This is a genomic window from Streptomyces sp. NPDC050704 (genome assembly GCF_040654355.1).
Lineage (GTDB): Bacteria > Actinomycetota > Actinomycetes > Streptomycetales > Streptomycetaceae > Streptomyces.
Genome location: NZ_JBFAHW010000200.1, coordinates 1 through 11190 on the forward strand (window position 1 = coordinate 1; position 11190 = coordinate 11190).

General features: G+C 68.9%; 11 protein-coding genes. 8 read left to right on the forward strand and 3 right to left on the reverse strand.

The features are described 5' to 3' along the window. Positions 1–121 precede the first annotated feature (121 nt). The 8 genes from AB0I18_RS50010 (at position 122) to AB0I18_RS50045 (ending at position 7344) form a co-directional block, all read left to right on the forward strand. Positions 122–769, forward strand: coding sequence for an HAD family hydrolase (locus AB0I18_RS50010; protein ID WP_363112528.1), 648 nt, complete (start codon positions 122–124; stop codon positions 767–769). An 82-nt stretch (positions 770–851) separates the two neighbouring features. Beyond that, complete coding sequence (locus tag AB0I18_RS50015) at positions 852–2081, forward strand: MFS transporter (protein ID WP_363112529.1); 1230 nt, start codon at positions 852–854, stop codon at positions 2079–2081. Next, on the forward strand, positions 2032–3204 hold the full coding sequence (locus tag AB0I18_RS50020; RefSeq protein ID WP_363112530.1) for an acetoin utilization protein AcuC: 1173 nt from the start codon (positions 2032–2034) through the stop codon (positions 3202–3204). Before AB0I18_RS50015 ends, AB0I18_RS50020 begins: the two co-directional genes overlap by 50 nt. A gap of 239 nt (positions 3205–3443) precedes the next feature. Then, positions 3444–4259 (forward strand): phosphatase, encoded by an 816-nt coding sequence (locus AB0I18_RS50025; protein WP_363112536.1) that lies wholly within the window; start codon positions 3444–3446, stop codon positions 4257–4259. A 129-nt stretch (positions 4260–4388) separates the two neighbouring features. Next, on the forward strand, positions 4389–4598 hold the full coding sequence (locus tag AB0I18_RS50030) for a helix-turn-helix domain-containing protein (protein WP_093781815.1): 210 nt from the start codon (positions 4389–4391) through the stop codon (positions 4596–4598). Positions 4599–4763: 165 nt separating this feature from the next. Next, entirely contained in the window at positions 4764–4862 is a 99-nt protein-coding gene (locus tag AB0I18_RS50035) for an AURKAIP1/COX24 domain-containing protein (RefSeq protein WP_003948845.1), read from the forward strand. Positions 4863–5200: 338 nt separating this feature from the next. Further along, a complete protein-coding gene (locus AB0I18_RS50040) occupies positions 5201–6262 on the forward strand; it encodes an NAD-dependent epimerase/dehydratase family protein (RefSeq protein ID WP_363112531.1) in 1062 nt (353 codons plus the stop codon). A 14-nt stretch (positions 6263–6276) separates the two neighbouring features. Continuing rightward, entirely contained in the window at positions 6277–7344 is a 1068-nt protein-coding gene (locus tag AB0I18_RS50045) for a lysophospholipid acyltransferase family protein (RefSeq protein ID WP_363112532.1), read from the forward strand. 88 nt (positions 7345–7432) lie between these two features. On the opposite strand, the gene AB0I18_RS50050 is transcribed toward AB0I18_RS50045, so the two are convergent. The 3 genes from AB0I18_RS50050 to AB0I18_RS50060 all read right to left on the reverse strand — a co-directional run bounded on the left by AB0I18_RS50050 (position 7433) and on the right by AB0I18_RS50060 (position 10959). Then, positions 7433–8662 carry a DUF5667 domain-containing protein gene (locus AB0I18_RS50050; protein ID WP_363112533.1) on the reverse strand — a complete coding sequence of 410 codons (1230 nt, stop codon included), beginning with the start codon at positions 8660–8662 and terminating at the stop codon, positions 7433–7435. 277 nt (positions 8663–8939) lie between these two features. Then, positions 8940–9719 (reverse strand): ECF subfamily RNA polymerase sigma factor, BldN family, encoded by a 780-nt coding sequence (locus tag AB0I18_RS50055; protein ID WP_363112534.1) that lies wholly within the window; start codon positions 9717–9719, stop codon positions 8940–8942. Positions 9720–10020: 301 nt separating this feature from the next. Next, a complete protein-coding gene (locus AB0I18_RS50060; RefSeq protein ID WP_363112535.1) occupies positions 10021–10959 on the reverse strand; it encodes an HAD-IB family hydrolase in 939 nt (312 codons plus the stop codon). Positions 10960–11190: the final 231 nt, after the last annotated feature.

An 11190-nucleotide genomic window follows, 5' to 3' on the forward strand; every position in this document is an offset into this window, starting at 1 on the left:
GCAGGGGGGACCCTGTGGGAGAGTAGGACGCCGCCGAACGAATTTTGATAACGGGAGAACCCCGCACCTTATGGTGCGGGGTTTTTCTGCGTTTAGGGTCACCACGTTTTAGTGTTGCGGCATGCGCTACGAACTGGTGATCTTCGACAATGACGGCGTCCTCGTGGACAGTGAGCCGATCTCCAACACGCTGCTGGCCGCGTATCTCACCGAGCTCGGGTACCCGACCTCGTACGAGGACTCCCTGCGCGACTACATGGGCGCCGCCATGCATCGCGTACACGACCTGGTCGAGGAGCGGACCGGGCGGCGGCTGCCGACGGACTTCGACGATGTCTTTCATGGGCGGGTGTTCGCCGCCTTCGAGCGGGAGTTGGAGCCGGTGGCGGGGGCTGTGGAGGTCCTGGAGAAGCTGGCCGCGGACGGGGTTCCGTACTGTGTGGCCTCGTCCGGGAGTCATGAGCGGATCCGGGTCGGGCATCGGAGGACCGGGCTCGACCGGTGGTTCGACGACGAGCGGATCTTCAGTTCTCAGGACGTGGGGCGGGGGAAGCCGGCGCCGGATCTGTTTCTGTACGCGGCCGAGCGGATGGGCGTAACGCCGGAGAAGTGCCTTGTCGTCGAGGACAGTCCGCTCGGAGTGCGGGCGGCCGCCGCGGCCGGGATGGACGTGTACGGGTTCACGGCGATGACGCCCGCGGACCGGCTGGCGGGGGCCGACCGGCTGTTCGGTGACATGAGCGAGCTGAGCGGCCTGCTGCAGAGCTGAGAGCAGCCGCGTAAGAGGTGAATAAAATTCATCTTCTTGATTGTCTACCCACGAGTAAGCCGGAGCTCTACGCTGAGCCGCCATGACAGATGTGCTGCGGCGCGGCCGGGCTTCGTTGGCGTTCAGTTTCTTCACTCAGGGCGTCGCCTTCGCGCTGCTGGTGACGCGTATCCCGGCGATCCAGGACCGGTACGGGATATCCGACGGGCTGCTGCCCGCCTTCCTCGCCGCCGTGCCGGTTCTCGCCGGGGTCGGCAGCGTCTGCACCGAGCAGCTGGTGAAGCGGGTGCCCCCCAGTCTCGTACTGCGCTGGTCGCAGCCCGTCGTGCTGCTCGCGCTGCTCGGCGTCGGGGCCGGCGAAGGGCTGTGGGAGATCGGGTTCGCGCTCGGCGCCTTCGGGTTGGCCGTAGGGGCGCTCGACGCGTCCATGAACATGCTCGGGGTGAGCCTCCAGCACACGTACGGGCGCAGCATCATGCTCGGGTTCCACGCGGCGTACAGCCTGGGCGGGATCATCGGGGCCTCGCTCGCGTGGGTGGGGGCGCACTGGGATCTGGCGCTGTTCGTGTCGTATCTGCCGGTCGTGCTCGTGCTGCTGCCCGCCGCGTTCGTGGGGAGCTGGTGGTACGTCGACGCGGGTGCCCAGGAGGAGAAGAAGGACCAGGTCGAGGGTGGGGCCGGGAGCGGGAGCGGTGGCGTCGGGTTCAAGCTGCTTCTGCCGTTGTGCCTCGTGATGGCCGTCGCGTACATCGGGGATTCGACCGTTTCCAACTGGAGCGCCAAGTATCTGCAGGACGTGCTCGGCAGTTCGGAGCAGCTGGCGACCGTTCCGTACAACGTCTATATGGTCACCACGCTGATCGGGCGGGCCGTCGGGGACTTCGGGGTTCGGCGCTTCGGGGCCGTGGCCGTGGTGCGGGCCGGGGCGGTGCTCGCGGCGGTGGGGTTCGCGGTGGTCGCGGTGGCGCCGGGGGCCTGGGTCGGGATGCTCGGCTTCACGTTGCTCGGGTTCGGGTTGTGTGTGATCGTGCCGCAGACCTTCGCGGCCGCCGGGCGGCTCTTCCCTGGAGCTGCTGACGCGGCGATCGCGCGGCTCAATATCTTCAACTATGTGGGTTTCCTGATCGGTTCGCCCTTGGTGGGAGCTCTGGGCGATGCGTGGAGCTATCGGTGGGCGATGCTCGTGCCGATGGTGTTGGTGCTGGTGACCCTCGTGTACGCCAAGTCGTTCGCTTCTGGACCTTCCCGATACGGTGACGGGCATGAGCGGCCGCGCACAGCTGATGTGGGACGAGGCAGTAACGGGCTATGACTTCGGTCCGGATCATCCGATGGATCCGGTCCGGTTGGCGCTGACCCGGCGACTGATCGATGCCTTCGGGCTCGACCGGGAGATGGATGTGGTCGCGGCGAAACCGGCTGGGGAGTCGACGTTGCGGCTCGTGCACCGGGAGGACTACGTCGAGGCGGTCAAGGCCGCCTCCGTGGATCCGAGGGCCGCGGACACGGCGTACGGGCTGGGGACCATGGACGATCCCGCCTTCGCCGGGATGCATGAGGTGTCCGCCCTGATCGCCGGGCAGTCGGTGGGGGCGGCCGAGGCGGTGTGGCGGGGCGAGGCGCTGCACGCGGTGAACTTCGCCGGCGGGCTGCACCATGCGATGCCCGGGGGCGCGTCCGGGTTCTGTATCTACAACGACGCCTCGCTGGCCATTGCCCGGCTGCTGGAGCTGGGGGCCGAGCGGGTCGCGTACATCGATGTGGATGTGCATCACGGGGATGGGGTGCAGGCCGCGTTCTGGGAGGACCCGCGGGTTCTGACGGTCTCCTTGCACGAGCATCCGCGGACCTTGTTCCCGCAGACCGGCTGGCCCGAGGAGACCGGGGCCGACTGCGCGGAGGGGTCGGCCGTGAACGTGGCGCTGCCGGCCGGGACCGGGGACGCGGGGTGGTTGCGGGCCTTTCACTCCGTCGTGCCCGAGCTGGTCGCCGATTTTCGGCCGCAGGTGCTGGTGACCCAGCACGGGGCCGATACGCACTTCGAGGACCCGCTCGCTCATCTCGCTGTCTCGCTGGACGCTCAGCGGGCCGTGCAGGTCGCCTGCCATGAGCTGGCGCACGAGTACGCCGAGGGGCGGTGGGTCGCTCTCGGTGGGGGCGGGTACGCCGTGGTGGATGTCGTGCCCCGGTCCTGGACGCATCTTGTCGCCATCGCGGCGGGGCGGGAGATCGCGCCGGAGACGGTGATTCCCGAGAGCTGGCGGCAGGAGGTCTTCGCTCGTACGCGGCAGTTGGGGCCGGTGCGGATGACTGATGGGCGGTGGCCCGTGCAGTGGCAGGACTGGGAGGCGGGGTACGACCCGGCGGATCGGCTGGACCAGGCCGTGCTTGCTGCGCGTAAGGCCGCGTATCCCCTCCGGGGGTTGCTGGCTTAGGGCTGGGGTGGGTTTCTTCGCCCCCGCCGCCCCTACCCTCCCCCACTCTCGGCTGCGCTCGAGCGGGGGGACCCCCATCATCCTCTGGGGGCTGCGCCCCCAGACCCCCCTTTCGGCCTGGACGGCCTCGTCCTCAAACGCCGGACGGGCTGAGTGGGGGGCTGGCCTCATTACGCCAACCGTGGGGGGTTTTCCCTGTTTTGGAGGTCGGGGTGTCGTGGGTGCGGCAGCATCGGGGCGTGTTGAGTACCGGAGCGTTGCGGGCGCATCTGCTGGCGGCGAGGCTGGCCGGGACTGTGGCCACCTCGCGGGAGGAGAGCCTCAGGAGTTACCGGCTGTTCGCGGCGCGGGATCCCCGGGTGATGATCGGGCTTGATCCCGAATGGACGTGGGAACAACCGGATTTGATCGCTTTGATGGCGGACAAGTGTGGAGTTTCATCCGATCCGCGGCATACGTCGGGGCCCGACGTGATCGATCCGGAGCGCACGCTGGCGGCGCTCGACGCCTTCGCGGAGCGGCTTGCGGAAGCCGCGCGGAATCGTTTCCCGGTGCTCCTCGGTACTGGACATCCGCATCGGCTGATCGGTTTCTACGCCGCTCTCGCGGACGCTCTGTCGGCGGCGGGGTGTACCGTCCTCACCCCTGCGCATGGTGACTCTGTCGACATAACGACCCGGTTCGGTCTACGCACGTACAACCTCGACTACGTACGAGGAGTCGCGCTGGTGCGGGAACCCGGGGCGTGGGCCGCCGGTCGTGAGACCGGCGCGCACACGCACTCCCCCCTCCCGGTTCGTACCGCTCTGGCCGCCGCGGCGGAGGCCGGCGGACCCCTCCCGGAGCTCGTGGTGGGAGACCACGGGTGGGTCTGCGGGGCAGGTCAACTGGGGTTCGAGGCCATCGGTCTCGGTGACACGGACGATCCCGCGCTGTTCGTCGGAGAGGCGGAGGGGCGGGTGTCCGTCGTCGTTCCACTTGATGACGCTGTGCGGTCTGATTACTACCGACCGCTTACTCGCTATGTACTCAATCGAGCGTGTCTGTCACAGTAGGCCGCCGATGGCCCCTCCTCTTCCCCACTCGCATCACCCGCCCCTACTCTGGGGAGTGAGCACGCAACGACGAAGTGTCACCGGAAGGGGAAGCCGGGGACCGTCGAGTGCGGAAGGTTCAGGTGTGTCATGGCTGCTGGCGAGAGGCCTCTGAACGAGGTTCAGTTCCTTACCGTGGCGGAAGTCGCCTCGGTGATGCGAGTGTCGAAGATGACCGTGTACCGCTTGGTGCACAGTGGTCATCTGCCCGCGATCCGGGTGGGGAGGTCATTCCGCGTCCCGGAGCAAGCGGTTCACGAGTACCTTCGCGAGTCCTACGTGGGGGTGGAGACGGCCTGACGGTGGTCCCGGGTGAAGGCCCGGGCGGCCTCCGGGTCGTCACGGGAATTCACCCGGGTCCCCTCGATTACGAGCTCAGCGCTCGGGCGGGTAGGCTGGCCCCTCATAGGTCGTGTGGGCCCATGCAGCCCAGCACCGAGTTAAGAGAAGTGAGCGAGGGTAGTCGTGGGCTCTGTTATCAAGAAGCGGCGCAAGCGGATGGCGAAGAAGAAGCACCGCAAGCTGCTTAAGCGCACTCGCGTTCAGCGTCGCAACAAGAAGTAGTCGCGACAGCCGTAGTCGGCCGGTCGCATCAGGCAGTAGGCGACGCTGCGTGACAGTGCGCTCTGTGGCCCCTCACCGATCCGGTGGGGGGCCACAGCTGTTCCCAGGCATGGTCCGGTCTTCAACCATGCTGACCTGGGGTTTTGTTCCAGCCAGATTTTCCTGTGCGTACGATCACCTCGCGAATGGCGTGGTCTGCTCGTATGCCTGGAGATGCCGTCACTTCATGCATCGGGCGGTCATCACAGCGCAACAACAACCCGCTAACGTGGCGGCCACGGGGAACACGGCAGAGTACGAGCAAGGTGACGTCGACGGCTGGAAGGAAGGCGCTGATCTTGGGGAAGGTCGTGCTCGTGACCGGAGTGGCCCGACAGCTTGGGGGCCGGTTCGTACGACGGATCCTGCGTGACCCCGAAGTGGACCGGGTGGTCGCCGTGGACGCGGTGCCTCCCGAGCACCACCTGGGCGGGGCGGACTTCGTACGCGCCGACATAAGGCAGCCCACCATCGCCAGGGTGCTGGCCGAGCACTCCGTGGACACGGTCGTACACATGGACGTGACGGGCACTCCGCTGGGCAGCGGCAGCCGGACGACGGTCAAGGAGACCAACGTCATCGGCACCATGCAGCTCCTCGGCGCCTGCCAGAAGTCCCCGACGGTCAAGCGGCTGGTCGTGAAGTCCAGTACGAACGTGTACGGGTCGGCGCCGCGCGATCCGGCCGTCTTCACCGAGACCACACCGCCCAAGTCCCTGCCCAGCGGCGGCTTCGCGAAGGACACGGTGGAGGTCGAGGGGTACGTACGCGGATTCGCGCGGCGGCGCCCCGATGTGGCCGTGTGCGTGCTGCGGCTGGCCAACATCCTGGGGCCGAGCGCGGACTCGCCGCTCGCCTCGTACTTCTCGCTGCCGGTGCTGCCCACCGTGCTCGGCTACGACCCGCGGCTGCAGTTCGTGCACGAGGACGACGTGATCGAGGTGCTGCGGCTCGCCTCGCACGAGCCGGACCGGGGCACGCTCAACAGCGGTACGTTCAACATCGCCGGCGACGGTGTCCTGCTGCTCTCGCAGTGCGCGCGGCGCCTGGGCCGGCCCACCGTCCCGGTGCTGATGCCCGCGGTGACCTGGGTGGGCTCGGCACTGCGTACGCTGGGCATGACGGACTTCTCACCCGAGCAGCTGCGGCTGCTCACCCATGGCAGGGTCGTGGCGACTCACCAGATGCGCGAGACGCTGGGATACAAGCCGAAGTACTCGACCGCGGAGACCTTCGCGGACTTCGCGCGCAGCCGGGGTCCCGGACTCCTGCCCCCGGAGGCCCTCGCGGGGGCCGTCGACCGGATCGCCGCACTGCCCGTCCTGGGCGGTGGCCACCCCCCGACGCAGAGCGCCAACTGAGGAGCGCATCAACGATGGCGGACGCCAAGGTCATTCCGTTCGACGACGACCGGTCTCGTGGGAGCGCCGTTCAGCGGCCGCCGCGGCGCCGGAGCGCCGGGAGCAGGCGCAAGGGCGACCCCACGGTGGTCCGTGAGGTCCAGCACCTGCCCGGACGAACGATTCAGCAGGATGATGTTCCGGTGACGCGTGAGGAGCCGGGAGCCCCGGTGAAGCCGGAGCCGGAAGAGCAGAGCGGTGGCAGTGGCTGGGACCGGCGGATCGCCGGTGGCCTGGCCTTTCTGCGGCGGCGGCTGACCGGTGAGTACGAGGTCGACGACTTCGGTTACGACCAGGACCTCACCGACCAGGTGCTGATGTCCATGCTGCGGCCCTTCTACGAGAAGTACTTCCGCGTAGAGGTGAAGGGCATCGAGAACATCCCGTCGGACGGCGGGGCGCTGATCGTCGCCAACCACTCCGGGACGCTGCCGCTGGACGGCCTGATGATGCAGGTCGCGGTGCACGACAACCATCCCGCCGGCCGTCACCTGCGGCTGCTCGCGGCCGACCTGGTCTTCATGCTGCCGGTGGTCAACGAGCTGGCCCGCAAGGCCGGTCACACCCTCGCCTGCGCCGAGGACGCCGAGCGGCTCCTGCAGCGTGGCGAGCTGGTCGGCGTGATGCCGGAGGGCTTCAAGGGCGTCGGCAAGCCGTTCAGTGATCGCTACAAGCTTCAGCGCTTCGGCCGCGGCGGCTTCGTGTCCACGGCTCTGCGGCAGGGCACCCCGATCATTCCCTGCTCGATCGTCGGGGCGGAGGAGATCTACCCGATGATCGGCAACGCGAAGACCCTCGCTCGTCTGCTGGGCTTCCCGTACTTCCCGATCACGCCCACTTTCCCGTGGCTCGGTCCGCTGGGCGCGGTGCCGCTGCCGACGAAGTGGACGATCCAGTTCGGCGAGCCGATCCTCACGGACGGCTATCCGCCGGAGGCCGCCGAGGATCCGATGCTGATGTTCAACCTCACGGACCAGGTGAGAGAACAGATCCAGCACACGTTGTACAAGCTGCTGGTGCAGCGGCGGTCGGTCTTCTTCTGAGCGGCTCGGCCTTCTTCCGAGGCGTGCGGATACGTCGGTGGGGGCGCCCTGTCCAGATAGGGCGCCCCCACCGACGTATCCGAAGGAGCTAGTTCGCGTCCTCGCCGTCGATTCCCAGGCCCGGTAGCAGGCCGGGGAGGAGTGGCGGCAGGGTGACGTCCGGCTCGGCCGGCGGGCTGTCCTTGCCGGACGGGGTGGGGCTGGTGTCGTCGTCGGGCGGCTCCAGGAGGCCGCCCGTGTTGCCGCCGAGCAGACCGTCGTCCTCGGTCTTCGAGGTGGACGGTTTGGGATTGCCGCTGCCCGCACCAGGCCCGTCGGAGGAGTCGCCGCCGGCGCTGGGGGCGGCCGGGCGGTCCGCACCGGAGGAGGCGCCGGGGGAGTCGGAGCCGGGGCTCCGGTGCCGGCCCGTGCCCTCGGGGGCGGGCGGTTGCGGCAGCAGGGACCGCAGCGGCTCGACCTCTTCGTCTATGGCGTCGAACACCGAGCTGACCTGGCGGCTGACGTCGCCGAGCTGGACGGGCAGCCGGTCGCGCAGGGCGCCCCAGGCGTCGCGGTGCGACTGGGAGAAGGCGGAGAGGGCCTGGATGGGGCCCAGGGAGTCCGGGTTCCGCTCGTACGCCTCGTGCAGCAGGCGGTGGCCCTCGGAGGCGTCGTGCTGCATGCCGGACAGGGCACGCCGGATCTCGCCCAGGGACTCGTGGTCGAGGGGGCCGGAGCGGCCGCGCTCCATCAGCCGGCGTGCCTCGCTCAGCCGGGTGGAGGCCTGGTCGAGGTAGAGCCGGCCGCGGTCGCCGCTGTCGTCGGCCATGCCCAGCTTGAAGTCCTCCATGCCGCGCTTGAGCCCGTAGAGCGAGTCACCGGGCAGGGCGTCGGAACTGGCAGCGGCGACGCCGCTGAAGGCTCCGGCGGCCACACCGACGGTGAGTCCGCCCGCGGCGAGCCCCTTCGACAGCCTCGAACGCGGTCGCAACTTCCCCAGCCCGGTCGCCCGGTGCGTGCCTCTGCTCCGGTGGGACCGCTGCTCGGGCACCGAAGGGTCCGCCGCCTCGCCACCCGCGGCCGTGCCCTCCATGAGCATGGCCTCCATCGCGGCCACCAGCTGCGCGCGCTGGACGACCTTGACCTCGGGGTCCAGCACCGGTTTGGGCAGCTCGCCGAGACCGGTCGCCAGGGACAGCATCCGGCCCTGGTCGGACTGGTCCACGGCGGCCGGAGCGGGTCCTTCGGACTGCTCGGCCGCCGTGCCCCGGTCGGACTGCTCCTCCAGGGCCTGGGCGAAGGCGTTCGCCCGCCGGTGCGCCGATACGTTCGCGATCACTGGCGGCACCTCCTCTCGTCATGACGGTCGACTCCCCAGGGGGTCCTGAGGGTTGCACGCCCTGACCACATCCACACGATCGAGTGATCGGGGAGGGTCAGGGTGTGACCACAGGGAGCCTGTATCCCGCACAACGAGCGGCTCGGCACTTGGGTTACGGACGACGGATGATCGGACCGCGAAGTCAACGGACTTTCACGGACAGTGAGTTGGGCATCGCTGAGCGTACGCGGTCATACGAAGCCGTACCGGGGTCGGGCCGGTCGGGTACGGGGTCTCAGCGGGCGTCTTCCGGAAGGAGCCGGGCCAGGGTGCGCACCGCCCGGTACTGGAGGGTCTTGATCGCGCCCTCGTTCTTGCCCATGACACGGGCGGTCTCGGCGACCGAGAGGCCCTGGAGGAAGCGCAGGGTCACGCACTCCTGCTGCTGCGGGTTGAGGCGGCGTACGGCGTCCAGAAGCGCCGCGTTCGAGAGGGACTCCAGGACGGAGTCCTCGGGGGAGCGCGCGACCTCGTTGGCGTCGAGCATCTCGCCCGTGGTCACTTCGAGCCGGAAGCGGCTCGACTTGAAGTGGTCCGCCACGAGGTTGCGGGCGATGGTGACCAGCCAGGCGCCGAAGTCACGGCCCTGCCAGGTGAACGTCCCGATGCGGCGCAGGGCGCGCAGGAACGTCTCGCTCGTGAGGTCTTCCGCGGTCGCCTTTCCGCCGACGCGGTAGTAGATGTAGCGGTACACGGTGTCGCTGTACTGGTCGTAGAGCCGGCCGAAGGCCTCGGCCTCACCGGCCTGTGCGCGCTCCACGAGGTCCATCATCCGGGCGCTGTCACTGTCTGCGGCCGGGCGGCGTGCGGTTGTGGTGGCCGGCGCGCTCGAACGTCCTCGTCTGCCGACCGCCGCGCTGCCGTCCGCCAGTGCGTAGCACGGGCCGACGGGCGCGGTGGAGACAGCGAGGGCGGGGACGGCGTACGCGGTGGGGACGAAGCCGCGCAAGCGGTCGATGACCGTTGCGCGCAGCGTAGCCAGGCCCGAGGCGTCAACCCCGACGTGTGGGTACACGGGACTCCCAGAGGCAGAGCTTCCATCACGTGAAGTACCGGACCGTTCACCCGTCGTAGCGAAGAGTGGGGTCCGTCATGCGTCTGAGGAGAATAACGCTTCGTACAGGCAGTGCTACACCCAGTTGCTCAAATCATCGATTACGTCGCTTCCGCACCACATTGACGCCTGATCAAGTGCCAGACGGTGACCGGTTATTGATCGAATCGGTTTGTGTTCCGTCTGGGTGCGGAGCGTGTTGTGGCCGTGTGCCGTTAACGGGAGTGGTGGGGGCGCTGGGCGGGTAGAACAGCCCGATTGCCTAGCGGCGGCGGCGGTGCAGGGCGATCGCCGCCGCCGTGCCGCCGGCCACCGCGCCGACGCCGGCCGCCGCGGGGATGCCGACCTTCGCCGCCTTGCGGCCCGTCCGGTAGTCGCGCAGCCGCCAGTCGAGCGTGCGGGCGTGCTTGCGGAGCTTGGCGTCCGGGTTGATGGCGTACGGGTGTCCGACGAGCGAGAGCATCGGGATGTCGTTGTGGGAGTCGCTGTACGCGGCGCAGCGGCCGAGGTCCAGGCCCTCCGCCGCGGCCAGGGCGCGGACCGCCTCGGCCTTCGCGGGGCCGTGCAGGGGTTCGCCGACGAGCTTGCCGGTGTACACGCCGTCGACCGACTCGGCGACCGTGCCCAGGGCGCCGGTCAGGCCGAGGCGGCGGGCGATCACCGTGGCGATCTCGACCGGGGCGGCCGTGACGAGCCACACCTTCTGGCCGGCGTCGAGGTGGGCCTCGGCCAGCGCGCGGGTGCCGGGCCAGATGCGCTCGGCCATGTACTCGTCGTAGATCTCCTCGCCGATCGACATCAGCTCGGAGACGCGGTGGCCCTTCACGATGGACAGCGCGGAGTCGCGGGCGTCCTGCATGTGCTCGGGGTCCTCGACCCCGGCCAGCCGGAACCAGGCCTGCTGCCAGGCGAACCGGTAGAGGTCGCGGGACTCGAAGAACTTGCGCTTGTAGAGGCCGCGGCCGAAGTGGAACAGCGCGGCGCCCTGCATCACGGTGTTGTCGAGGTCGAAGAACGCGGCGGCCTTGTGGTCGCCGACCACGGGGAAGTCGGGTTCGGTGCCTTTGGGCGCGGCTTCCTGCGCAAGCTCCTCCAGCTCCTGGGAGGACTTGCGCGCTGCCTCCGCCGAGGCCTCGCCTGCCAACACGCTCCGCGCCGTGGCGGAGCGCCTACGGGGGGTGAGCCATCCGAGAGCGGCCATGGCGTGAGCATAGCCAGTTTGTTCGGAGCTTCCGGAGTCGGGAGGTTTGGAGGCTGTGAACTCTCCGTGGCCGTGTCGTTAAAGAACTCATGTCGGCGGAGCGTTCCGCGGGTCGAGCTGCACATGTCACAGCCCCGGGGGGGGGGGGGGGGGGGGGGGCCCGGGGGGGGGGGGGGGGCGGGGGTAAGCACAGGAAAACAGACACCAAAACAGAAAAAACATATTGGGCGT